The organism is Massilia sp. HP4, from assembly GCF_005222695.1.
Classification (GTDB): Bacteria; Pseudomonadota; Gammaproteobacteria; order Burkholderiales; family Burkholderiaceae_D; genus Telluria.
Genome location: NZ_STGG01000057.1, coordinates 23,425 through 48,271 on the forward strand (window position 1 = coordinate 23,425; position 24,847 = coordinate 48,271).

Below are 24,847 nucleotides of genomic sequence, written 5' to 3' on the forward strand. Positions count from 1 at the left end.
CAAGCAAGGCATCTTGCTCCAATTTCATGGATCCTTCGCATATCGCCGTCGACCGCGACTTACCTTAGTTGGCTTAGTCAGGAACCCAACACTGGTGCTTGGTGAAGTCACCGACGCCCAATTCCGAATCGGAACTGAACATGCCACCCACTTTGTAGAGACGAACCTCTTCGCTGCCACCAGCCGGCATGACGATCTTGGTTTCGCCACTGGACGAATATGGTTTTGCAATGAGATTATCGTAATAATAGGCATTATATGCCCTCCCCTCCATCTGGTAATTCCCGTGTTTTATCGCGTCTGCGTATTCCTCATCGGTCCGCTCACGATCGTTTATGATCACGCATGCCAGCTTCAGTTTTTTCACAAATAGCTCGCGCGCAGATCGATTGGTAAGTGTCGCTGTTGCTTTATAATCACCATAGTGATCGGATTTTTTACTACTCAGGCTGATATGTATTGGAAGGTCGGCGTCAAACTCCGCATATTTCACATCAGTCAACTCGCACCTGGTCAAACCATTATCGACATCGTCCCTGCTACCATTGAATTTAAAATCGGGGCGATACTTCCTGGATTCCCCTGGAAGAATTGGCACATCAATATATGAATCAGTAAAGGCCAAATTTTCTTTACTTGTACCAGCAGTTTTCTTATTTACGAAATAGGCAGTGCAATTGCTTGTCACTGCGAGGACGATGCGCGATGTATCGTTCTTGAAGTAATCACCTGACCACGATAATTTTTCCGGGCTAGCTTTCTTCACTGGCTGCACCGCCGAAGAAGCTAAATTTCGAGCAGCCATTGCAGGGTCGACCAGCGTAGGCGCTGCCGCTCTAACAGCAGGCGTGGCATTTCCATTCACTGGCTTGGAAACAGTTTCAAGTCCCGTTGCCTGCTTTTCCTCAGAAATATCTCTCTCCTCACTGATAAAGACGGCCATGGAGAAAATCAAGGACGGGAACAGCGCGATTGCGATAAGTATCCTGGGGAGATTTTTCGTAAGTCCAAAATATTGATCCAGAAAAGCGGGAAAGCAAATCACTCCTGCAATCGCTAGAATAATGACGTAGCCGATCCAGGGCGCATGCCCTATCGCCGCGCCAAATACAATGATCAAGAATGCCGGCACAAGTAGGAATGCTACAAAACGCAGCGTCGTTCCAATCCAGGCCGATCTGCGACTATTATTGCGAATTTCCGATGTCAAAATCTTACCTCTCATAATGACTAACTTGACCCGTATTTGCGACGCAGTATCGGGGCAGCTCGCGCCGCATCGATTTAACGAATCGTCAATTCAGGACATTAGTGTTCGATGGTGAAGCTGGTCATGTTCATCTACTGGTGAACGCTTGCAAGGTTTCTGTTTCCAATCTGGTCGGCAGTATGAAGACGTGTCAGTCAGATCATGCAAAAGTAGAATTATGCGAGTATCGGCACGAAACTCGGGGGAGCGCGCTAGAGTCGCCACCCATCATGGGTAGCTGCGGCTGCAAACCCATCGCATATCCACCAGTACATCCCAATAGCAGCGACCCGCGCTAGAACAAGAACAGTGTCAGCCGGCCGCGCTCTTGACCCCGCCGTGAACGGCGAGGTTGCGCGCAACCGATCAATCAGTAGCCCATGTTGCGCATGCATTCCTTGGCGTCGTTGTAGTTTGAAGTTAATCCGACGCAAGCTGCCTGCGCCGACTTCCTCTTTTTGGATTCGAGCGATTCTTGATAATCAGGTGCCGCACCTGCAGCACGCCGAACCGCGTCTGCCTTGTCGAGACGTGCCATGAGCACTTTGTCGCTCTCCCATTGGGCAGCGGCGTTCGTAAGAATTACCTTACCTTCAACAATTTTTCCTTCGCGAACCTGTGCGCCAAGAAGCTTGCCCGATCGAATCGCACAGCGTTTGATGTGAGGAAGGTACACGCCATCGATTTTGCGCGACCCGTCGCTAATGGTTACGGTGCCGCCTGCCGGATCGTCGGCGTCAATGGCGACGTCGCCAATCAGGGACGATACCTCATCCCCCGATACACTCAGGTCTGGATGAGTTCCGCTGTCGCTGAAGCAAGCAGCGGCAAGCCCGAGTGCGCCCATGATCCGCGCACGGCCAGGTGTGTCTGCCACCGGCTGCTTTTCCAACTGTGTATCCTTCAGCAGGACCCAGCCATGACTACTATCCTCCGCTGCGATTCCGGTAACAGCGACCACGTCATTCGATGCTAGCGGCGGGCTTCCCGGTGGAACGCTGACGTTGAGCCCGACCCCTTTCACGCTTAGTCGGAAGGTATCCCCAAGGACTGCTCCCACTGTGCCGTGAGCGGCCACGCGCTTTCCGTAGCAATGCTCTCGGTGCGACGCTATGGGAAGTGCCGGTGAACAGGCGCTGACGGCACCGTCGCCGATCGCCGTCATTTCCTCCGTTTCACCTTCAAACAGAATGGCTCCTTGTGGGGCGGCTTGACGCAGCTCGTTCAACACATTCCGATTCAGGTCGACGGACGAACGCTTATCACCGGCGAATAATTGGTCCAGCGCTTTTTTTTCTACCGCGAAGGTCTCAGCTTCGTCGCGGACTTGCTTCTCTTCCTTCGATTCACAGGCGGCAAGACTGACGCATATGGCAAATACGAGCAGTATCTGCCCCAGGGATAACACGTTGTTGGTCATCGGAATCCTAAGCAAGTGAATGGCGCAACCGAATATTTCGCTACAGAAATTATAGCGATAATTTTCCTAGATGCAAAGTCCATTGCTCGCATGTATCTTGAGCTTCGGCTTCATATACGGCATTCATCGATTCGGGATGACTTGCCGGGGACAGGCTCCAGCACCGGGCCAGCAACTGGACCCAGGCCCATTTCCGCTGGCTGGAAACGCTGAAGTTCACTCAGCCCATCCAACAAATCGTCTTCCAGGAATACGTGGATATGGTGACGGCGCTGACCAAGAGCGTGGTCGGGATCGACGAACAACCGGCCCTCGCCGCTAACGCATCGGTATTTTTCCCAATCATCGAAGCGCTGATAGCACTGCGCGGCGTCAACCTGCTCACGGCGGTAACCATCGTGGCGGTTGGCGATCTGCGGCGCTTCACTAGCGCGCCGCAACTGATGGCGTATCTTGGACTGGTGCCAAGCGAGCATTCCAGTGGCGCCAGCAAGTCCGGGGCGGCATCACCAAGACCGGAAACAGTCATGTGCGCCGCGTCTTGGTCGAGGCTGCGTGGACCTATCGCCATCCTGCGCAAGACTGCTGTCTTGCAACGGCGTGCCGAGCGCACCACGCAAGCGGTGCAGGAGATCGCATGGGATGCCCAGAAACGCCTATGCGGTCGCTACCAGCATATGGAGGCGAAGGGCAAGCTCAAGGTGCAGGCGTGTACTCCGGTGGCGCGCGAGCTGGCTGGCTTTATTTAAGCCGTCGGCCAAGCCATGCCGCAGCCGGCACTAACGCAATAAACGGAGTCGAGCATGACACAGCAGCGTATCGGTAGCAGAATGAACAACGGCGGGAGAACCCTCGAGGGCACTATGAGGCGTCCAGTGATGGAATGACCCTCGAACCTAGAGCGAGGCAGCTCCCCGACGAATCGGTTGTCATGCGGTATCCAATCCGCGCATATCAGACTGATCAACCGTCGGCATGTCGTCCGTTCTGCTACCAATACAATGCAAGAAACAAAAATATTTTTCGACGGACTTGACAGGTCCAATACATATCAGTGTCCTGAATTGAAAGTTCGCCGCATTTATTCAACGAATCTTCAATTCAGGACAACGGGCGTGTCGCATTCAGGGATTTCGCTGCAATGCTGCCGGTTGGGGATGGCCTCGGCAAGGGCGTGCAGGCGCTGCGCATGCTGCCGCCATGGGGGTCGCTGCGCACGGAGCAAGCCGGATCGTCGAAGGCGGCGGCCGCTTCGCTTGCTTTGATCGACCTCCTGCACATGGAATGGTGGGTCAGCTTGCAACTTGACCGGGATGGCGCAAGCGCGCGCATCTGTCGCAACAGCTCGTGACGCCTTATGATATGGCGTGCGTCGGCCGAAGAATATTGCTCGGCCGCACTGAACCTCAGACAAAGGAAACCCATGTCCGAACAACTCACCGTCACTACGGCTGATCGCAGCTTCGACTGCTACGTCGCTCGCCCCGATGTCGGCGGCACCTATCCCGTCATCGTTGTGCTGCAGGAAATCTTCGGCGTGAACGGCGGCATCCGCAGCATCGCCGACAATTACGCCGCCAAGGGGTATATCGCCGTCGCCCCCGACCTGTTCTGGCGCACCGATCCCGGCATCCAGTTGTCGGAAGCCAACGAGGCCGACGTCGCCAAGGCGTTCGCCATGTACCAGGCCTACGACTTTGACCACGGCGTGCAGGACATCGCCGCCACCATCAGCGCCGCGCGCACGATGGAAGGCAGCACCGGCAAGGTCGGCGTCACCGGCTACTGCCTGGGCGGCCTGATGACCTACCTGGCCGCGGCCCGCACCGACGGCGATGCCTTCGCGGCCTATTATGGCGGCGGCACCGACCAGTATCTGCACGAAGCCAAGCATATCGGCGCTCCCCTGCTGTATCACCTGGCCGGCGCCGACGAATACATCGGACCCGAGGCACAGGCGCAGATCAAGGCCGCGCTGGAAGACAAGGCCGATGCTGAGGTGCACATTTACCCGGAGCGCGACCATGCGTTCGCGCGTCCGGGCGGCAGTCACTACGATCATGGCGATGCGACGCTGGCCAACAGCCGTACCGACGAGTTTTTTGCGCGTACGCTGCGCTAAGCGCCTGGACCTGATCCTGATCTGAGCCGCTGCATGCGACGCCGCGCAAGCCCGTACGCCGCTTCTATCCACGCAGATCGTTAGCCCTCGCGCAGCCTGATCTTCGCCATAGCCGCCGCGTCCGCTTCGACTACCGTATCTCGAGCCACCCCGCCGTGCCCACCAGGGTGCGGCGGCATGGCTTTCCGATACGAAAGGAGAATCTCATGGCGAGGTTCGGCGTAGAAGCAATCAGGTATTTCAACCATGCGCGCGCCGCCGGCGTGAGCACGGCGGGAGACCTGACGTACACCATCAACAGAAGCAACGGTTTCGACAGCACACTGCGTTCGGCCGGTCACACCCACGCGTTCTACTGGTCCAACACCAACGTCTGGGAAACCGACATCCGCGACATCGCCAGGGCGGCAACGACAGCAACTGGGTCGATGACGTCGACCTGTTCTGGATCGAGACCCACGGTAATTCCGAAGCCGATGGGCGGGCGCGCATGCTGTCGACATCGCGCGCACCGACTGGCGCACCTGGTCCGACCGCTGGCAGTTGGGCGAAGACTGGAACAGCGAATGGGTGATGGCCTATTCCTGTCACACGGTCAACCTGAACGCCGTCACCGGCCTGTGGAATATCTTCGCGCGCCTGCACATCTACTGCGGCGCCTGGGGCGATATGTATGACGGCATCACCACCGACGAATGCGGCGAAGACGTGGCCGACAAACTGGTCGACGGCGCCACCGTTTCCAGCGCCTGGCACGACGGCGTGTCCTACTGGTGGGTCGACAACCATCCGGTCACGGTGTGCGTCGGCGATGCCGCGACCTGGAACGGCGGCAATATCCGTTGGGACCTCTCCGCCATCAACCGCGACCATCTATGGGGCCATGGCAATGTGGGGTCCGACCTGGCGCCCGCGCAGCAGGCATGTCTCTTGTGGAAGTGGACGGAGGGCTGAACCATGAACCAGCAAACCCTGATCGATCATCTGATGAAGACCGGCGCCAGCAGCACGCCTGGCCGCGCCGACATCATTGCGCTTACCGCGCTCACCCGCAACGATGCGCGCGCCAGCATGAACCGGTTCCTGACCGCCTTGCACGAAGCCGATATCTTCCGCCACGACCGCGCCAACCTGGCCGAGCGCGGCGAACGCAGCGTGGCCCACCTGGCCGATGGCGCGCGCGCCGTGGTCTACCACGCCTCGGGCGCGCTGCAGTACGTATCCGGCCTGGCGCCGTTCCAGGCGCCCATTCTCGTGCGCCAGCTGGAGCCAGCCGCGCAGCGGCTCGACCTGGCGGCCTGGGTCGGTGAACGCGGCAGCCTCGCCTTCGAGCGCCTGTGGCAAACCAAGGCGCGGCGCCGACCGTGACCAGCAGCTGTCCGATGTCCTGCTGGTGCGCGCCACCGGCGCCTGGCGTCATGCGGTGGGCGAGATCCCGGTACTGGGTGCGGCCTCGGTGGCCGTGCGCCTGGCCGGCGACGGCGCGGTCGATGCGCTGTCGCTGCGCATCCGGCACAGCGATGGCGAGGTGCTCGACAGCGCGCCGGTGATCGACACCGAGCTGGTGGCGCGCCAGCTGGCCGAGCGCCTGGCCGACGTGCTTGGCAAGTCAAAGGAGCGGTTGCCGACCGATGTCGTGCAATCGGCCACGATGCGCTTCGGCTACCTCGACCTGGGCAAGCGCAAGGCCCAGCGGGTGCTGGCGCCGGCCTATGTCGGGCAGATCGTGCTGCAGCAACGGCTCGAACGGCAGGCGCATGTGCTGGCGGTGTCGGCGACCGAGCGGCCATATCTCGAGCTGCCCCTATTTGGCAGCGAGGCGCCGCAGCTGCGCGGGCGTGGGCTGCATCCGGCTTCGTGAGCGGCAACAACGTGGACGGCAGAGCCGTCCACCCTACGCGACGATTCTCATCTCCTGCAGCAGCGATTTGATCTCGGGAATGCACGAACCGCAGTTGCCGCCGGCCCGCAGGCAGGCCGTCACCTCGGCTGGCGTCTTCAAATCCCGCTTTTCGATCGCTGCACAGATCGTGTTGCGGCCCACGCCAAAACAAGAGCAGACGGTCGGTCCCGGATCCGGCCCCTGGGCCGGCGCCCGTCCGGCCAGCAGGGTTGCGCGTTCGGGTCCGCTTAACGCGGGCCGGGCAAACAACTCGCCAAGCCAGGCGCGGGCCGGCAAATCCGGCCGGCGCGACACGAACAGGCAGGCTTCCAGCCTGCCGTCGACCACCAGCGCCGCGCGCAGCATGCCTTCCGACTTGTCCTGGTACTCGATCCAGTCCGCGTCCTCGCCCGCCCCCAACAGCGCGCGCGCCATGTCGGGCGTTACCGGCTCCCGGCCGCCCAGCTCATAGCGCACAAAGCCGCTGCCGCGCATGCGGGTCCAGTGCGCCACCCGTTGCAGGTCCAGCTCGGTGCGGCTGAGGATGAAGCCATACCAGGCCACGCCGAACGGTTCCACCCGCACCGGCGTATGCTTGAATTCGGGTTCGCCCGACACCGGATCGACTTCGGGGTTGACCAGCGCGCCGACGCGCGCATCGGACGCCGTTTGCCCATTCCAGTGGATCGGCACGAACACGGCGCCGCGCGCGATGCCGCCGCCGTGCGCCACGCGCGCCACCATCGCGCCCCATTGCGAACTGACACGCGCCAGTTCACCTTCGCGCACGCCGGCCAGCAGCGCGTCGTGCGGATGCAAATCCACGAACGGTTCCGGCGCATGGCCGGCCAGGCGCGGCGATTTTCCGGTGCGCGTCATCGTATGCCACTGGTCGCGCAGGCGCCCGGTATTGAGCGCCAGCGGATACTCGCCGCCGGGCGCATGGACCGGCGCGCGCGGCGCGGTCGCGATGAAACGCGCCTTGCCGTCCGGGTGGGAAAAACGGCCATCGCCGAACAGGCGCGCGGTGCCTTCGGTCGCCGACTGCAAGGGCCACTGCACCGGCTGCAGGGCATCGTAGGCGGCGCGGTCCATGCCGACCAGCGGGTCGAGCCGGAAGGCGCGGCGGTGGCCGTCCTCGCCATTCTTCCAGGTCGACAGCCGCGCATGTTCGTCGAAGATCGCGTGCGCGCCTTCGTAGTCGAAGCCGGCGTAGCCCATGCGCCGCGCGACCTCGCACAGCGCCTGCCAGTCGGCACGCGCTTCGCCCGGCGCCGGCAAGAAGGCGCGCTGGCGCGAGATGCAGCGTTCGGAATTGGTCACCGTGCCATCCTTTTCGCCCCAGGCCAGGGCCGGCAGCAGCACGTGCGCATACTGTCCGACGTCGGTATTGGCCACCACGTCCGACACCACCACCAGTTCGCAAGCCGCCAGCGCGCGCCGCACCTGGTCGGCGTCCGGCATGCTGACCACCGGATTGGTGGCCATGATCCACACTGCCTTGACTTGTCCCGTTTCCACCGCGCGGAACAGGTCGACCGCCTTCAGGCCCGGCTTGTCGGCGATGCGTGGCGCATCCCAGAAGGTGCGCACCGCCTCGCGGTGTTCGGCGTTATCCAGGTCGAGGTGAGACGCCAGCATATTGGCCAGGCCGCCCACTTCACGGCCGCCCATCGCGTTCGGCTGGCCGGTCAGCGAAAACGGGCCCATGCCGGCGCGGCCGATGCGGCCGGTCAGCAGGTGGCAGTTGATGATGCTGTTGACCTTGTCGGTGCCGCTCGAAGACTGGTTCACGCCCATCGAGAATGCAGTGACCACTTTTTCGGTGCGCGCGAACAGCGCATAGAACGCGCCCAGTTGCGCCGGGTCGACGCCGCAGGCACGCGCTACCTGGTCGATATCGCTGTCCACGCCGGCCACTTCCAGCGCCTTCTCCAGCCCGTGCGTATGCGCCGCGACGAACTCGCGGTCGATGGCGCCCTCGCGCGCCAGGTAAGCCAGCAGGCCGTTGAACAGCCACACGTCGCTGCCCGGCTTGAGCGGCAGGTGCAGGTCGGCCAGTTCGCAGGTGGCCGTGCGGCGGGGGTCGAGCACGACGATCTGCAGCCCGGGCCGCGCTTCCTTCGCCTTGGCGATGCGTTGGAACAGCGTCGGGTGGCACCAGGCGGCGTTCGAGCCGACCAGCACGATCGCATCGGCCTGCTCGAAGTCCTCATAGCAGCCCGGCACCACGTCTTCACCGAAGGCGCGCTTGTGGCCGGCCACGGCGGACGACATGCACAGGCGCGAGTTGGTATCGATATTGGCGCTGCCGACGTAGCCTTTCATGAACTTGTTGGCGACGTAGTAATCCTCGGTGAGGATCTGGCCCGAGACGTACAGCGCCACCGCGTCCGGCCCGTGTGCGTCGATGATGCGCCTGAAACCGTCGGCGACGGTGTCCAGCGCCGCATCCCAGCCGGCGCGCGCCATGGCGCCGTCGCGGCGGATGCTTGGGAACAGCAGGCGGCCATCGAGGCCGAGCGTCTCGCCCAGGGCCGAACCCTTGACGCACAGGCGGCCGCGGCTGGCCGCATGTGCGGCGTCGCCTTCGATCAGCGCGCCGCCATCGCCCAGCGGTGTGGCCTTGACGCCGCAGCCGACGCCGCAGTAGGGACAGGTGGTGCGGACTTCCTGGAGCGGGATCGGCATATGCGACATGAATGACTTTCTTTTACGCGGCCTGCGCTTCTTCACACATGGCAGGCCCGAACAACAAGCGATCGCGCAGCGCCGAGATATCGGCTCCGCGCTGGATCAGGTCGAAATACCAGGGGCCATCGAGCACGTCACCATACAGCACGGCGCCCGTGATGCGGTTCCCTTCGAGCACCAGGCGTTTATAGACGCCGGCGCGGCGGTCGCGCAGCACCAGGTCTTGCGTGCCCGGCCCGCCGACGATGTCCCCGGCCGAGTACAGGTCGATCCCGGTGACTTTCAGCTTGGTGGCGGTGGCCTGCTGCACGTAGCGGCGGTGGCCCAGGCCGGCCAGGTGGGCCGCGCACACGCGCGCCTGCTCCCAGATCGGCGCCACCAGGCCGAAGGTCGCCTTGCGATGCTGCACGCACTCGCCCACCGCATACACCCGCGGATCGTAGCTTTGCAGGGTGTCGTCGACCACGATCGCGCGCTCGACATGCAGGCCGGCGTCACGCGCCAGCGCCACATTGGGACGCACGCCGGCCGCCATCACCACCAGGTCGGCCGGCAGCTCGAGGCCGTCCTTGAAGCGCACTCCCCCAACCTTGCCGTCGCCCAGGATGGCCTCGGTCTGTGCGCCGAGCAGGATGCGCAGGCCGCGCCGCTCCAGCGCCGCTTTCAACAACAACGATGCGTCGACATCGAGCTGCTGGTTGAGCAGGCTCTGGGTCAGGTGGACCACGGTGACGTCCATGCCCTGGCGCAGCAGGCCGTTGGCCGCTTCCAGGCCGAGCAGGCCGCCGCCGATCACGATCGCGTGTTTGCCATCGCGCGCGGCCTGCAGCATGGTGTCGACGTCGTCCAGGTCGCGGAAACCCACCACGCCCGGCAAGTCGGCGCCCGGCACCGGCACGATGAAGGGCTGCGAGCCGGTCGCCAGCAGCAGGCGGTCGTATTGCACTTGCCTGCCCGACCGGGCACGCACGATACGCCGCTTGCGGTCGATCGCCACCACCGGGTCGCCCGCATGCAAGGTGATGCCGTGTTCCTCGTACCAGCTGCGCGGATGCAGCACGATCGCATCGAACGTCTTCTCGCCGGCCAGCACCGGCGACAGCATGATGCGGTTGTAGTTCACACGCGGTTCGGCCCCGAACACGGTGATGTCGTACAGGTCGGGGGCCAACGCCAGCAGCTCCTCGACCGTGCGCATGCCGGCCATGCCGTTGCCGACCACGACCAGGGAGGGCTTTATCGCCGAACTCATGCGGCGACCCACACCTGCCCGGCGTCGATCCGCGCCGGATAGCTGGCGACCGATTGCGCCGGCGCCTCCAGGCACTCGCCGCTCTGCAGGTCGAAATGCTGCTTGTAGATCGGCGAAGCGACCACGATGCGCTCGCCGATGCTGCCCACCAGCCCGCGCGACAGGACGGCGGCCTGCGAGTTCGGATCGTAATTGTCGATGGCGAACACCCTCGGCGCATCGCCGCCGACGCGGAACACGGCCACCTGGCGGCCGTTCAGCAAGGCGCACACGCCGGTATCGGGCACGATCTCGTCCAGGGTGCAGACAGCGGTCCAGTTATCCAGTTGCAGGTCACGGTGCATGACGAATCTCCTTTATGCGGCGGTGGCGATGGGAATGGTGCGGCGACGTTCGTCGAAGGTGGCCGGGCGCACCTGGCCGCGCTCGGGCACGAACACGACGTTCTCGTCGACCTGGGCGCTGTTGACGAAGTGGCGGAAACGCCGGCGCACGTCTGGATCGGTCACGGCTTCCTTCCACTCGCAGGCATAGGTATCGACCACGTGCTGCATCTGCGCCTCGAGTTCGTGCGCGATGCCGAGGCTGTCGTCGACCACGACCGCCTTGAGGTAATCGAGGCCGCCCTCCAGGTTTTCGCGCCAGGTGCTGGTGCGCTGCAGGCGCTCGGCGGTGCGCACGTAGAACATCAGGAAGCGGTCGGTCAGGCGCACCACGTCTTCTTCGGTCAGGTTCGAGGCGATCAGTTCGGCGTGGCGCGGCTTCATGCCGCCATTGCCGCAGACGTACAGGTTCCAGCCTTTATCGGTGGCGATCAGGCCGACATCCTTGCCCTGGGCTTCGGCGCATTCGCGGGTGCAGCCAGAGACGCCGAACTTGATCTTGTGCGGCGCGCGCAAGCCTTTATACCGGTTCTCCAGCGCGATGGCGAAGCCCACGCTGTCGCCCACGCCATAGCGGCACCAGGTCGAGCCGACGCAGGACTTCACGGTGCGCAGCGACTTGCCATAGGCGTGGCCCGATTCGAATCCGGCCGCGATCAGCTCTTCCCAGATCGCGGGGAGCTGGTCCACGCGGGCGCCGAACAGGTCGACCCGCTGGCCGCCCGTGATCTTGGTATACAGGTTGTACTTCTTGGCCACCATGCCCACCGCGATCAGGCCGTCGGCCGTGACTTCGCCGCCCGGCATGCGCGGCACCACCGAATACGTGCCGTCGCGCTGGATGTTACCCAGGTAGTAGTCGTTCGAATCCTGCAGGCTCGCGTGCTTGGGTTTCAGCACGAAATCGTTCCACACCGAAGCCAGGATATTGGCGGCGGTCGGCTTGCAGACGTCGCACCCCAGGCCCTTGCCGTGGCGCGCCAGCAGCTCGCCGAAGTCGCGGATACCTTCGACACGCACCAGGTGGTACAGCTCCTGGCGCGAATAAGCAAAGTGTTCGCACAGGTGATTGTTGACCGCCACGCCCAGCTTTTTCAGCTCGGCGTTGAGCACTTGCGTGACCAGGGGCACGCAGCCGCCGCAGGCGGTGCCCGCCGAGGTGCAGCTTTTCAGGGCGCCGATCGTGGTGGCGCCGCCGGCGACCGCCTCGCACAGCGCGCCCTTGCTGACGTCATTGCACGAGCAGACCTGGGCCGTGGCAGGCAGCTTGTCGACGCCGATCGCGGGCCGGGCAGCGCCGCCGCTCTCGGGCAGGATCAGGTATTCGGGCGCTTCCGGCAGCTCGATCTTGTTCAGCATCGTCTGCAGCAGCGCGCCGTAGGCGGATGCTTCGCCCACCAGCACGCCGCCCAGCAGGTATTTGCCGCAGCTGGAGACGACGATCTTGCGGTAGGTTTGACGACGTTCATCGAGGAACTGGTAGCTGCGGCTGCCCGGCGTGGCGCCATGGGCGTCGCCGATGCTGGCCACGTCCACGCCCATCAGTTTCAATTTGGTGCTCATGTCGGCGCCCGCGAAGCCGCATTCGCTGCCCAGCAGATGCCGCGCGGCGGTGCGCGCCATATCGTAGCCCGGCGCGACCAGGCCATACAGCTGGCCGTTCCACAAGGCGCATTCGCCGATCGCATAGATATGCGGGTCCGAGGTCTGGCAACGGTCGTCGATCACGACGCCGCCACGCGCGCCGATCTCCAGGCCGGCGGCGCGCGCCAGCTCGTCGCGTGGGCGAATGCCGGCCGAGAACACGATCATGTCGGTGTCCAGGTGCGTGCCGTCTGCGAACTGCATGCGGTGGGTGGTCTCCTCGCCATCGACGACGGCCAGCGTATTCTTGCCGGTATGGACGCCGACGCCCAGTTCCTCGATGCGGGTGCGCAGCACGCGCGCGCCCGGATCGTCGACCTGCACCGCCATCAGGCGCGGCGCGAATTCGACCACGTGGGCGTTCAGGCCCAGGTCACGCAGCGCCTTGGCGCATTCGAGACCCAGCAGGCCACCGCCGATCACGACGCCGGATGTCGAACGTGCCCCGGCCTCTTGCATGGCTTCCAGGTCTTCGATGGTGCGGTAGACGAAGCAGTCCTTGCGGTCGGCGCCCGGCACCGGCGGCACGAAGGGATACGAACCGGTGGCCAGCACCAGGCGGTCGTAGACGACCGTCGAGCCATCCGCCAGCGTCACGCTCTGCGCCACACGGTCGATCCCGACCACTTTGGCATTCAGGCGCAGCACCATGTCCTCACGCTCGAAGAAGCCCGGCGTTACCAGGGAAAGGTCGTCCGCGCTTTTCCCGGCGAAGAACTCCGACAGGTGCACGCGGTCGTAGGCCGGGCGCGGCTCTTCGCCCAGCACCGTGATGCGCAGGTCTGTCCGCCCGCTGGAGGCCAGGGTTTCAAGGAATTTGTGGCCGACCATTCCATGGCCGATGACGACGATATGCATGTGCTGCTCCTTCTTATGCTGCGGCTGCGGCCGGCGCGCTGCTGGCGGCGGTCGCGGAGAATCGGGCGGCGATGGCGCAGACGCTGGCAACCAGCACCAGGCCGCCGAGGATCGTGAGCGTCTGCTTGATGTCGCCGGTGCCTTTCATGAGGAAGCCGACCGCCACCGCGCCGACGTTGCCGCCGGCGCCGACGATGCCGGCCACGCCGCCCAGCGCCTTCGGCGCGATGAACGGCACCAGCGCATAGGTCGCGCCGCAGGCCATATGGGTGAACAGGCCGAACACCAGCATCGCGAGCACGGCGAACACGACGCCCTCGGCCTGGGCGAACCACAACAGGCCCAGGCCCTCACCGATCATCAGCACGAACAGCACGGTCACGCGGCGGTTCAGGTCACCGCCAAGCGCGGCCTTGTCGGACAGCCAGCCGCCCAGGGCGCGGGCGAACAGCGCCAGCAGGCCGAAGCTGCCGGCCGCCATGCCGGCCTGGGCCAGCGACAGGTCGAAGTGCTCGACGTAGTACACGGCGGCGATGTTGTGGATGAAGATCTCGATGCCGAAGCAGGCGCCGTAGGTGACGAACAGCAGCCAGGCGCGATAGTTGCGGCAGCCGGCAACGAAGCTCGCCCAGCCGCCCTTGCCGCTGCCTTCCGGCATATTGCCGGTCTTGCGCAGCTCGTCGTAGTTACCGGCCGGGCAATCCTGGGTGTAGCGCCAATAGAAGAAGGCCATCACGATCATCATCACGCCCGGCACTACCAGCGCCAGGCGCCAGCTCAGCGACTGGCTCACGCCCAGCATCACGATCGCGGTCAGCATCAAGGGCATGACTGCCTGCGCCGCACCGCCGCCGGCATTGCCCCAGCCGGCTGCCGCCGCGTTGGCGGTGCCGACCACCTTCGGTCCGAACATGACCGACGTGTGGTACTGGGTGATCACGAAGCTGGCGCCGACCGCGCCGATGCCCAGCCGCGCCAGCAGGAAGGCTTCGTAGCTCTGGGCCATCGCCACGCCCAGCACGGGAATCGCGCCGATGAGGAGCAAACCCGTGTACGTTTTGCGCGGGCCGTAGCGGTCGCACAGGGGCCCCACCAGCAGGCGCACGAAAATGGTGATCGCAACGGCCGCGATATTGATGTTGGCGATCTGCTCCATCGAGAGCCCGAATTCGCCCTTGATGACCGGCATCAGCGGCGCGCAGGCGAACCAGGCGAAGAAGCAGATGAAGAAGGCGACCCAGGTCAGGTGGAAGGCGCGCATGGGCGCGCCCTGGAATGAAAAGAGCTTGATGCTGTCCGCTTTGCTGGCCATTGTTCTTCCCTTTTAAAAAACGAAAAGGCGTCCGCGCTTGCTGCCGGTGGCAGTAGCTGCGGACGCCGTTGTCCTGTGCCGTCCCCCCGTTGGGCCAGCGTTTTATTTGAAGAGAATCGCCATTGATCCTGTCATTGGTATGAGCAAGAGGCGTGCCACCCTGCCGTCAGGGAGAAGAGCGGCGGCGCCAGGCGAAGCATGCTGCATTGCGGTGCACCATTCCCCACAATGATGCAGCCGCGTGCACCGCGTTCAAGATCATGCCGGTGCGCCGGCCCAGGCGTGCGGATCGCTGCCGTCCCACACGCGGCCGTCGACCAGGGTCGAGCTGCGTAGCGCGGAGGTGGGCAGCATGGTGCCGGTGCGTTCGGCCGCCTCGCGATACAGGTCGATGCGGTTGACCTGCGCCGCCAGCGCCAGGTAGGCCGGCGCCTCGCGCAGCAGGCCCCAGCGCCGGTGCTGGGCCAGGAACCACATGCCGTCCGACAGCCAGGGGAAATTCGCTTCGCCGTCGGCATGGAAGCGCAAACCGTTGTGGCCGCGCCAGCCATCGCCCGCCTGGTGCTCATGCCGATAACGCCCGGCCAGGCAGAACTGCAGCGTCTCGCGGCTGGCGTTTACATAGGCGGGACTGGCCAGCACCTCGGCCGCGGCTTCGCGGTTGCTGCGCGAGGCATCCAGCCAGCGCGCGGCTTCCAACAGCGCGGCGATCATCGCGCGGCAGGTATTGGGATGGGTGGCCGCGAAGTCGGCGCGCGTGCCGAGCGCCTTGCCCGGATGGTTCGGCCATACCTGCTCGCTGGATGCGGCCTGCACCCCGGCCCCGTCGCGCTGCGCGCGCTGGCCCCACGGCTCGCCGGCGCAAAAGCCATCCATGTGGCCGGCCGCAAGGCTGGCCGCCATCTGGCCTGGGGGCACCGTCACCGCCTGGCAATCCGTCAGCGGATCGACGCCGTGGGCGGCCAGCCAGTAATACAGGAACATCGCGTGGTTCCCGGTCGGGAAGGTATGCGCCAGGGTCAGCTTGCGCCCTTTCTCATGTACCGCGCGCGCGAGCAGGCCGGGATCGCGTGCGGCGTTGGCGAGCGCGCGCGACAGCGTGATGTTCTGGCCGTTCTGGTTCAGGTTCATCAACACCGCCATATCGCACTGCTGGGTGCCGATGCCATTCTGGACCCCATACAGCATCCCGTACAGCGCATGGGCCGCGTCGAGCTGCTGGCCGATCAGGCGGTCGCGCATGCCGGTCCAGGACAGCTCGCGGGTGAGCGCGAAGCGCACCCCATGGCGTTCGTCGAAGCCCAGCACCGATGCCATCACCAGCGGCGCGCAATCGGCCAGCGGCATGAAGCCGATGCGGACGGTCTCGATCTCGGGGCGGTCGGTGCCCGCGATCCAGGCGCCCCTGCCTGCCAAAGTCATACGTTTCCTTGTCTTGAGAATGTGGCGCCGGGTCAGCCCAGCAGGTCTTCCACGTCGATCAGGCGCTGCGCGACCTCGGCCAGTTTCAGGTTCTTGTTCATTGCCAGCGTGCGCAGGCGCTGGTAGGCCTGCTCTTCGCTCAACTTGTAGCGCGTCATGAGCAAGCCCTTGGCGCGGTCGACCGTCTTGCGCTCCGCCAGCTTCTGGCGCGTGTCGCTCAGTTCATCGAGCAGCTTCTGCTCGCGCCGGAAGCGCGCCAGCGCCACGTCCAGCACCGGCTTGACGCGCTCGGCCTGCAGGCCGGCCACGATATAGGCCGACACGCCGGCTTCCAGCGCCGCATCCATGCTGGCCGGCGCGTCGTCCTCGGTAAACAGGACGATCGGACGCCGCGCATCGCGGGTCGCGATCACGATGTGCTCGAGCACGTCGCGCGCATCGGACTCGCTGTCGGCGATGATCAGGTCGGGCTGGAGCTGGGCGATGCGCTCGGGCAGGAAGATATCCGCCGGCAGCGAGGCGACCAGGTCGTAGCCCGATTCCAGCAGGCCGATGCGCAGCGCGGCGCTGCGCCGCGACTGCGCGGCCTGGGCCGCATCGGGGTCGACACCGGGTGCTGTTGCGGAAAGCACGACGACGATCCGCAGATGGGGTGAAGCACTGTCTCGCGATTTCATATGCTAACGATATGCAAGATTCGCACCAGGCATGCGACGCGGCCATCCGCCATGCCCTTCTTATACGGCGGCTGATTTTCCAGATATGCGTGCAAAGAATATCTTGCATGAGAGCAACTCAACAATCATTCATCAAACGAATCGCTGGAATCACAAATCTAAAGTTTGTTTATGATGGGGACGCCCCTATACTGCAACGCAACATCGAAGTATTTATCTCAGGGGAACAATCATGACTGCAGCTATTCAACGCAACAGCTTCTTCGCGGCAGCCATCTCGGCCATCCGCAGCTTCTCGCAAGAACTCTACGTCGCCCACGGCGGCTATGCTCCGGCAGTGCGGGGTTAAGTATGCACCCGCTCGAATACCTCACCATCGCCCTGGCTGTCGTGGCCGTGGCCGCGCGTGTCGCCATGTTCCTGCCGCGTCCGCCAAAAGGCCCGTTCAAGGCCATCTGATACCGGCTTCATTGCGGCGCAGCAGAGCCGCGATATCTCGCCCGCATCCAGCGCCGGCCGTACTGACGTACCGCCGGCGCTTGTCTTTACAGCAAAAAAACCTGTCATATTTCGCGGTCGCGGTGAGTGCCTGCGCTAGAATGCATGCGCATTTCTGGCAAGCATTACTGGCAAGAAGCCTCTTCTTCACTCATCAGACTCCACATGCGAACACCTGCACTTACCCTGTTTGCGGCCTCTCTCGCCGCATTGATCGCGTTGCCGGCAGCGGCATCCACCCCCATCACCCTCGACCAGGCCATGAGCCATCCCGACTGGATCGGCACCCCGGTGGAAGACGCCTGGTTCAGCTGGGACGGCAAGCAGGTGTACTACAAGCAGAAACGCACCGGTTCGCCGGTGCGCGACGTGTTCCAGGTTGCCGCCGGCAAGGCCCAGCTGGTAGCCGACGCCGAGCTGCCGAAGATCGACAGCGCCGACGTGGTCTATAACCGCAATAACAGCCGCATGCTGGTCCTGCGCAACAACGACCTGTTCGAGCGCGACCTCAAGTCGGGCCAGCTGGTGCAGGTCACGCGCGGCGCCAGCCGCCTCACGGCCGCCCAGTACACCGCCGACGAGCGCGCGGTCCAGTACCGCATCGGCAACGACTGGTATGTGTGGGACCGCACGACCAGGGTCACCGGCCCGGCCGCCCTGCCGCGCGCCGCCAAGGACCCGAACGCGCCGGAAGAAGATTCCTACCGTTCGACCGAGCTGCGCCTGATCGAACACCTCAAGCGCCAGAAGGACGAGCGCGACGCCCTGCGCGCCCGCAGCGACGAACTGCGCCGCGCCGACGCCTCGATGGCCCCCGGCCAGATCTACCTGGGCGACAAGGTCACCATCGAAGGCAGCTCGCTGTCGCCGGATGGCCGCTGGCTGCTGGTGGTCACCGCCGCCAAGAGCGCCGACAAGGGCCGCGCCGGCAAGATGCCGCGCTATGTGAACGAGTCGGGCTACGAGGAGACCGAGGACGTGCGTACCCGCGTCGGCCGCAATATGCCGGTGCCGCATGCACTGAAGCTGGTCGACCTGCGCACCAACAAGGTGCAGGACATCGCCTTCGACGCACTGCCAGGCATCGCGGTCGATCCGCTGGCCGAGCTGCGCGCCGCCGCCAAGAAGGATCCGCTGAAAGGCAACCGGCCGCTGGTGGTCTCCGGCGGGCGCAACGCGATCGACTGGAGCGCCAACGGCGCCCAGGTCGCCGTCATGCTGCGCTCGGTGGACAACAAGGACCGCTGGATCGCCGGCGTCGACCTGTCGGCCGCCAAGCTGAAACCCCTGCACCGCCTGACCGACGGCGCCTGGGTCAACTACGACAACGCCGAATTCGGCTGGCTGCCCGATAACCGCACCTTGTGGTACCTGTCGGAAGAAAGCGGCTACTCGCACCTGTATACCAAGGACAGCGCGACGGATGCCGCCGCGCGCGCGCTCACCACCGGCAAGTGGGAAGCCAGCGACGTGCGCTGGACCCATGACGGCAGCACCGCCTACATGCTGTGCAACCGCGAGACCCCGGGCGACTATGAAGTCTGCGCCGTGAACGCCAATGGCGCGAAGGGTGCAACTGAGGTGCGTGAAGTCACGAAGCTCGATGGCGTCGAGAAGTTCGCCCTGTCGCCGGACCAGAAGAAGCTGCTGGTGCACTGGTCGGCCAGCTATACGCCGATCCAGATCGCGACCGTGGCGGTTTCGGGCGGCGAAGCGACGAAGCTGACCGACACCCGCAAGCCCGAGTTCAAGGCGCGCGAGTGGATCGCGCCGCAGTACGTGGCGGTGCCGTCCAGCGCCGGCGGCGATCCGGTCTGGGCCAAGCTGTATCGCCCGGCCCGGCTCGAGGCGGGCAAGAAGTATCCGGTCGTGATGTTCGTGCACGGCGCCGGCTACCTGCAGAACGTCAGCAAGCGCTATCCAAATTACTTCCGCGAGCAGATGTTCCACAACCTGCTGGTCCAGAACGGCTACATCGTGCTGGACATGGACTTCCGCGCCTCGAAAGGCTACGGCAGCAAATGGCGCACCGCGATCTACCGCCAGATGGGCCATCCTGAACTCGAGGACTACATCGACGGCGTCAAGTACATGGTGAATCAGCACCAGGGCGACGCGGCCAATGTCGGCATCTACGGCGGCAGCTACGGCGGCTTCATGACCTTCATGGCGCTGATGCGCGCACCGGACACCTTCAAGGCCGGCGCCGCGCTGCGCCCGGTCACCGACTGGACCACCTACAATCACGAGTACACCGCCAACATCCTGAACACCCCGGACATCGACCCGGATGCGTACAAGAAGTCGTCGCCGATCGAGTATGCGCAGAACCTGAAGGGCCACCTGCTCATCTCGCACGGCATGATCGACGATAACGTGTTCTACCAGGACTCGGTGCGCATGGCGCAGCGCCTGATCGAGATGAAGAAGGACAAATGGGAGCTGGCCAGCTACCCGCTGGAACGCCATGGCTATGTGCAGCCGGAAGCGTGGTACGACCAGTATCGCCGCATCCACGAACTGTTCGAGCGCTCGCTCAAGCAGTAAACCGGTAAGATCCAAGGCGCCTGCGGGCGCCTTTTTTCATTGTCGACATCATGCCCATGCCACGCCATTTCGCGCTCATCTGCTGTCTTTCATTCATCGCTTTCCACACGGTATATGCCCAGGAACTGCCCAAGGGGGGCGGCCTCGATTCACAGCGCGTGACCCAGTCGCGCTACGGCGCCGTGGCCAAACCGGAGGCGACTGCCGAGGGCGACAAGCGGAACACCCTTGAGGAACCTACCAGGGAATCCCCTCCGCCCCCCTCGAAAAAACCTTCTCCCGGACCGGTTTCGGCTCGCAAGAGCGGCGAAACGCCTCCCGTGGCTGCCGGCGCCGAACCTTCCCCCATACCGGGCGCCATTGCGACCTTGTGGCTGGAACGCACCGCGAACCCGGGGCCAGGCGGCGCTCAGGTTCCGGTCACGTTTGGACAAGCATTTGCCCCGGGCGCAGTGCCGCGCGACGCGCGTCTTGGCGGCAGGCTGGCCGACGGCAAGGAAGTGCCCTTGCAGGTCGACGTCAAGGCGCTGCACGCGGATGGCACGATACGACACGCGATCATTTCCGGCATCGTGCCCGGTCCGAAAGACAAACCGGTGGGACTCGGCCTGGTCAGGCAAGACCGCAGCGGGCACGCGGGAGCCGCGCCTGTTCCGTCCACCAGCATGACGCCGTCGGCATTGCTCAAATCCGGCCTGACCACATCGGTAACGCTCAATATCGACGGCAGCACCTACAGCGCATCCCTGGAACGCCTGCTGGAAAAAGGCAAGCCAATGACATGGCTGGACGGCCCGATCGTGCGCGAATGGCACGTCAACACCCCGGTCACCGATAGCGACGGACGCCCCCATCCCCATCTCGCAGCACGATTTGGCGTGCGCTGGTTTCCAGCGTTGAAAAAAGCCAGGGTCGACGTCACGATCGAGAACAACTGGGCTTTCGAACCATCGCCACGGAACTTCACGTATGACGCCACGATCACCGTCGGCAATGACGTCGTTTTTCGCCAGGCCAGCCTGACTCACTACCATCATGCCCGCTGGCGCAAGCTGGCCTGGTGGGGCGGCGATCCCGACTTGCATGTACGCCACGATACGGCGCAACTGCTCGGCTCACGCGCCGTCCCGAACTATGACCGTTCGGTCCGGGTCAACGAACGCACGTTGGCGGACCTGTACGCGCGCTGGAATGGGCCAGCGAGCGCCCCGATGAATGTCGGCCTGGCGGTCCGCGGCATGCCGACCACGGGTGGGCGCCAGGATATCGGATTACAGCCCTCATGGGCAGTCATGTATTTACTGGGGATGGATGCGCGCGCTCGCACGATCACGCTCGGCACCGCAGACCAGGCAGGTAGCTGGTCAATGCATTACCGGGACCGCCGCACCGGATTGCCCGTCAGCCTGATCGATTATCCCTACATGACCACATTCGGCAAGCCGAGCGATACCCATAACCCGGCAACCGGCAAGAAAGAGGCGTTTCCAGTCTGCGCCGGCGCGGGAATGTGCAAGACGCCATATCATCATGACGTGCCGCACCAGCCCAACCTCACCTACATCCCCTACCTGCTCAGCGGCGACCTGTACTACCTGGAAGAACTGCAGTTCTGGGCCAGCTATAACGTATTCTCGTCCAATCCCGGGTATCGCCAGCATGCCAAGGGCTTGCTCAAGCCGATCCAGGTGCGCGGCCAGGCCTGGGCGCTGCGGACCCTTGCCGAAACCGCCTACATCACACCAGATACGCATCCGCTCAAGCGACATTTCCTCCAGATCGTCGACAGCAACCTCGATTGGTATAACGCTGAATATACCGACAACCCGCGCGCCAATGCGCTGGGATTCCTCGCCAACGGCTACGCTACCGTGTACCGCAAGGGAACTGGCATCGCGCCATGGCAGGACGACTTCTTCACCTCGGCGGTCGGTCGCACCGCCGAGCTGGGGTTCTCCAAGGCGAACCGGCTGCTTGCGTGGAAAGCAAAGTTCCCTGTCGCGCGCATGACCGGGAAAGGTGCTTGCTGGGTGACCGCATCGATGTATTCGATGCGCATTCGCGACGAGCGCAACTCGCCGTTCTACACGACGATCGGGGAGGCATTCCAGAAGAGCTATCCGCCCGAGATCGGATCGCTGGAATGCGGTAGTGACGCCTACATTGCCGCAGTCAAGCTACGGCCTGGCGAAATGTCCGGGTATGCCGGCCAGACCACCGGCTACCCGTCGATCATGCAGGCTGCACTGGCCTACTCGGTTACCGCCCTGGGCGAGCCAGGCCGCCTGGCCTGGAAGCGTTTCATGGAGCGAGGCGTCAAGCCGGACTACGGAAAAGGCCCGCAGTTCGCAATCATTCCGCGCGACGATTAGCCGCTTTACCTAGGAAATCGAGTAGCGTCAGCGCCACCACCTTGGTCGCGCGCCGCAGGTCTTCCAGCAGCAGGCGCTCGTCGGCCTGCTTGGCGTTCGCATCCCCGACCGTGCGCGGCCCGGCGCCGTACAGCACCGCCGGGATGCCATGCTCGCCGTACAGGCGCGCGTCGGCGTACAGCGGCGTGCCGTGGGCCGGGATGTCCTCGCCCATGACGGCGCGGCCGTGGCGCTGCAGGCTGTCCACCAGCGGCGCCACCGCCGGCAGCGGCCGCAGGGCCTGCGACAGCAGCAGGCGCCGGATCTCGAGGCGGATGCCGGGCAGGTCGCGCACCGCATCCTCGACCAGTGCGCGCACCTGCGCTTCGACTGCCGCCGGATCTTCTTCGGGAATCATGCGCCGGTCCATGCGCAGCACCACCTTGCCAGGCACCACATTGGTATTGGTGCCGCCGTCGATGCGGCCGACGATCATGGTCGGCGAGCCGATGCCGGGCACGCCGCTGCGGATCTTCTTCAATGCGGGCAGCTCGCCGTAGATCGCGTTCAGAACTTGCGTGGCGGCCTGCAGCGCGTCGACCGCCGCCTCGGGCATCGCGCCATGCCCCGCCCTGCCGTGCACGGTCAGCTCCAGCTGCAGGCAGGCATTATGGGCGGTGACGATGCCGTAGCTGAAGCCCGCGGCAATCACGTAGTCGGGCTTGACGATGCCCTGCGCCAGCAGCCGGCCTGGCCCCAGCAGGCCGCCGACCTCCTCGTCGTAGGTAAAGTGCAGCTCGACCGCGCCCGATAGCGGCACGTCCAGCGCCTCCAGCGCGCGCACCGCGAATACATAAGTGGCGAAGTCGCTCTTGGACACCGCCGCCGCGCGCCCGTACAGGTAGCCGCCCTCGATCGTGGCGCCATACGGCGGCCGGGTCCAGCCGTCTCCCGGCGGCACTACGTCGCCGTGGGCGTTCAGCGCCAGGGTCGGGCCGCCGGCACCGTAGGGCCGGCGCACCACCAGGTTAGTGATGCTCTCCAGCCCATGCTCGTGGACCTCGCTCGCCGGCACAGCATGGCGCTCGACCGGCCATCCGGCCGCTTCCAGCATGCAGGCCACCGCCTCGGCATGCGGCGCATTATTGCCCGGCGGCGTATCGGTCGGGATGCGCACCACGTCCTGCAAGAAAGCGACCTGTGCGTCGAAATGCGCGTCGATCCAGCCGGTGAGACGGTCGTGCAAAGGGCGGTTCATCGTGTCTCTCCAGTCTGCGCGCCGGCCTCGAACCAGGCGCCTACCCGGGCGCGTTCGGCATCGGTCATGTGGGTGAGGTTCGCCAGCGGCATGGCCTTCAGTTGCACCGTCTGCTGGTAGATGCGGGCCGCATGCTGGCCGATGCCATCCGGCGTGTCGAGCATCACGCCGCCTGGCGCCGCCGCGAAGCCGGGCTGGGTCGGCTGCTGCGCGTGGCAGGACACGCAGCGCTGGTCCATGATCGTGCGCACCTCGGCGAAGCGGGCGGCGGCATCAGGATAGGCCGCGGCTGCCGGAGCGACGTTGGCGCGCGGCGCCGGCGCCAGCAACACGGCCAGCGCCAGCAGCAGGGTCACGCCCGCCGCCGGATAGCGCCATGCGATGCGGCCCTTGTGGCGCAGGTTGAAGAAGTGGCGGATCAGGACCCCAGCCAGCATGATCGCGCCCAGCACCGCCCAGGCATGCGGGTGGTTGTAGGTCATCGCAAAATGGTTGCTGATCATGATGAACAGCACCGGCAAGGTGAAGTAGTTATTGTGGACGCTGCGCTGCCTGGCCTTGATGCCGTAGGCTGGGTCGGGCCGCTGCCCCGCCAGCATGGCATTCACCATCTTGCGCTGGCCGGGAATGATCACCATCGCCACGTTGGCCACCATCATGGTGCCGATCATCGCCCCCACGTGCAGGTAGGCCGCACGGCCGCTGAGCAGGTGGCCCAGCACCCAGCTGCTCGCCACCAGGAACAGCCAGACCACGGCGCCAAAGGCCAGCGGGCGCTGCACCAGCCTGGTCTTGCACAGCAGGTCGTACACGATCCAGCCGACCGCCAGGCTGCCGATGCCGACGCCGACCGCCTGCCAGTTCGAGAGTTCGGCCACGCTGCGGTCGACCATCATCGCCTTCGCGTTCAGGTAGTAGACGACGACCAGCAACGCAAAGCCCGACAGCCAGGTGGAATAGGCTTCCCACTTGAACCAGTGCAGCTCCCCAGGCAGCTCGGCGGGCGCCACCAGGTATTTCTGCGGGTTGTAGAAGCCGCCGCCGTGCACCGCCCACAACTGGCCGGACACGCCCTTGCGTTCCAGCTCCGAACCGGGCGCCGGCGGTTTGATGGTGTTGTCGAGCCAGACGAAATAGAAGGACGCCCCGATCCAGGCGATGCCCGTGATGATGTGCAGCCAGCGCAGCAGCAGGTTGCACCACTCGAGGACATATGGCGCCAGGTATCCGGTATCGAACATGGGCTTCCTTTGCAAATCAATGCGGCCGATCGAAGAT

General features: G+C 64.4%; 19 protein-coding genes and 1 pseudogene. 9 read left to right on the top strand and 11 right to left on the bottom strand.

Annotated elements, in window-relative coordinates; translation table 11 throughout:
* Nucleotides 1-73: 73 nt before the first annotated feature.
* On the bottom strand, nt 74-1,132 hold the full coding sequence (locus E8M83_RS20905; protein ID WP_137175285.1) for a hypothetical protein: 1,059 nt from the start codon (nt 1,130-1,132) through the stop codon (nt 74-76).
* Between the two features lie 487 nt (nt 1,133-1,619).
* Nucleotides 1,620-2,669, bottom strand: a complete 1,050-nt coding sequence (locus E8M83_RS20910; RefSeq protein WP_137175286.1) for a hypothetical protein — start codon at nt 2,667-2,669, stop codon at nt 1,620-1,622.
* 260 nt (nt 2,670-2,929) lie between these two features.
* On the opposite strand from E8M83_RS20910, the gene E8M83_RS20915 reads away from it, so the two are divergent.
* The 7 genes and pseudogenes from E8M83_RS20915 (at nt 2,930) to E8M83_RS20940 (ending at nt 6,652) form a co-directional block, all read left to right on the top strand.
* On the top strand, nt 2,930-3,418 hold the full coding sequence (locus E8M83_RS20915) for a transposase (RefSeq protein ID WP_137175287.1): 489 nt from the start codon (nt 2,930-2,932) through the stop codon (nt 3,416-3,418).
* A 392-nt stretch (nt 3,419-3,810) separates the two neighbouring features.
* Entirely contained in the window at nt 3,811-4,020 is a 210-nt protein-coding gene (locus E8M83_RS20920) for a hypothetical protein (protein ID WP_137175288.1), read from the top strand.
* 72 nt (nt 4,021-4,092) lie between these two features.
* Complete coding sequence (locus E8M83_RS20925; RefSeq protein ID WP_137175289.1) at nt 4,093-4,791, top strand: dienelactone hydrolase family protein; 699 nt, start codon at nt 4,093-4,095, stop codon at nt 4,789-4,791.
* 206 nt (nt 4,792-4,997) lie between these two features.
* Nucleotides 4,998-5,365, top strand: a pseudogene (locus E8M83_RS26590) (DUF6345 domain-containing protein).
* Nucleotides 5,362-5,745 carry a DUF6345 domain-containing protein gene (locus E8M83_RS26510; protein ID WP_373995065.1) on the top strand — a complete coding sequence of 128 codons (384 nt, stop codon included), beginning with the start codon at nt 5,362-5,364 and terminating at the stop codon, nt 5,743-5,745. The pseudogene E8M83_RS26590 and the gene E8M83_RS26510 overlap by 4 nt, the downstream one beginning before the upstream one ends.
* A gap of 3 nt (nt 5,746-5,748) precedes the next feature.
* A complete protein-coding gene (locus E8M83_RS20935; protein ID WP_137175290.1) occupies nt 5,749-6,159 on the top strand; it encodes a hypothetical protein in 411 nt (136 codons plus the stop codon).
* Nucleotides 6,098-6,652, top strand: coding sequence for a hypothetical protein (locus E8M83_RS20940; protein ID WP_137175291.1), 555 nt, complete (start codon nt 6,098-6,100; stop codon nt 6,650-6,652). The genes E8M83_RS20935 and E8M83_RS20940 overlap by 62 nt, the downstream gene beginning before the upstream one ends.
* Nucleotides 6,653-6,685: 33 nt before the next feature.
* On the opposite strand, the gene E8M83_RS20945 is transcribed toward E8M83_RS20940, so the two are convergent.
* The 7 genes from E8M83_RS20945 to E8M83_RS20975 all read right to left on the bottom strand — a co-directional run bounded on the left by E8M83_RS20945 (nt 6,686) and on the right by E8M83_RS20975 (nt 16,915).
* Nucleotides 6,686-9,373 carry a nitrate reductase gene (locus E8M83_RS20945; RefSeq protein ID WP_137175292.1) on the bottom strand — a complete coding sequence of 896 codons (2,688 nt, stop codon included), beginning with the start codon at nt 9,371-9,373 and terminating at the stop codon, nt 6,686-6,688.
* A 13-nt stretch (nt 9,374-9,386) separates the two neighbouring features.
* On the bottom strand, nt 9,387-10,619 hold the full coding sequence (locus tag E8M83_RS20950) for an NAD(P)/FAD-dependent oxidoreductase (protein ID WP_137175293.1): 1,233 nt from the start codon (nt 10,617-10,619) through the stop codon (nt 9,387-9,389).
* A complete protein-coding gene (nirD, locus tag E8M83_RS20955; protein WP_137175294.1) occupies nt 10,616-10,963 on the bottom strand; it encodes a nitrite reductase small subunit NirD in 348 nt (115 codons plus the stop codon). The genes E8M83_RS20950 and nirD overlap by 4 nt, the downstream gene beginning before the upstream one ends.
* 12 nt (nt 10,964-10,975) lie before the next feature.
* Complete coding sequence (nirB, locus tag E8M83_RS20960) at nt 10,976-13,504, bottom strand: nitrite reductase large subunit NirB (RefSeq protein WP_137175295.1); 2,529 nt, start codon at nt 13,502-13,504, stop codon at nt 10,976-10,978.
* Nucleotides 13,505-13,517: 13 nt separating this feature from the next.
* Nucleotides 13,518-14,816 carry an MFS transporter gene (locus E8M83_RS20965; protein ID WP_137175296.1) on the bottom strand — a complete coding sequence of 433 codons (1,299 nt, stop codon included), beginning with the start codon at nt 14,814-14,816 and terminating at the stop codon, nt 13,518-13,520.
* Between the two features lie 258 nt (nt 14,817-15,074).
* A complete protein-coding gene (locus E8M83_RS20970) occupies nt 15,075-16,238 on the bottom strand; it encodes a CmpA/NrtA family ABC transporter substrate-binding protein (RefSeq protein ID WP_137175297.1) in 1,164 nt (387 codons plus the stop codon).
* Nucleotides 16,239-16,270: 32 nt separating this feature from the next.
* Nucleotides 16,271-16,915 carry an ANTAR domain-containing response regulator gene (locus E8M83_RS20975; protein ID WP_137175298.1) on the bottom strand — a complete coding sequence of 215 codons (645 nt, stop codon included), beginning with the start codon at nt 16,913-16,915 and terminating at the stop codon, nt 16,271-16,273.
* Nucleotides 16,916-17,578: 663 nt separating this feature from the next.
* Between E8M83_RS20975 and E8M83_RS20980 the strand changes: the two genes are divergently transcribed.
* A complete protein-coding gene (locus E8M83_RS20980; protein WP_137175299.1) occupies nt 17,579-19,960 on the top strand; it encodes a S9 family peptidase in 2,382 nt (793 codons plus the stop codon).
* A gap of 56 nt (nt 19,961-20,016) precedes the next feature.
* Nucleotides 20,017-22,332: a hypothetical protein gene (locus E8M83_RS20985; protein WP_229491727.1), complete on the top strand. Its 2,316-nt coding sequence runs from the start codon at nt 20,017-20,019 to the stop codon at nt 22,330-22,332.
* On the opposite strand, the gene E8M83_RS20990 is transcribed toward E8M83_RS20985, so the two are convergent.
* Together E8M83_RS20990 and E8M83_RS20995 are read right to left on the bottom strand one after the other, a co-directional pair.
* Nucleotides 22,313-23,569, bottom strand: coding sequence for a M20/M25/M40 family metallo-hydrolase (locus E8M83_RS20990; protein ID WP_137175300.1), 1,257 nt, complete (start codon nt 23,567-23,569; stop codon nt 22,313-22,315). The two genes, E8M83_RS20985 and E8M83_RS20990, sit on opposite strands and share 20 nt — an antisense overlap.
* A complete protein-coding gene (locus tag E8M83_RS20995) occupies nt 23,566-24,810 on the bottom strand; it encodes a urate hydroxylase PuuD (protein WP_137175301.1) in 1,245 nt (414 codons plus the stop codon). The genes E8M83_RS20990 and E8M83_RS20995 overlap by 4 nt, the downstream gene beginning before the upstream one ends.
* Between the last annotated feature and the right edge of the window lie 37 nt (nt 24,811-24,847).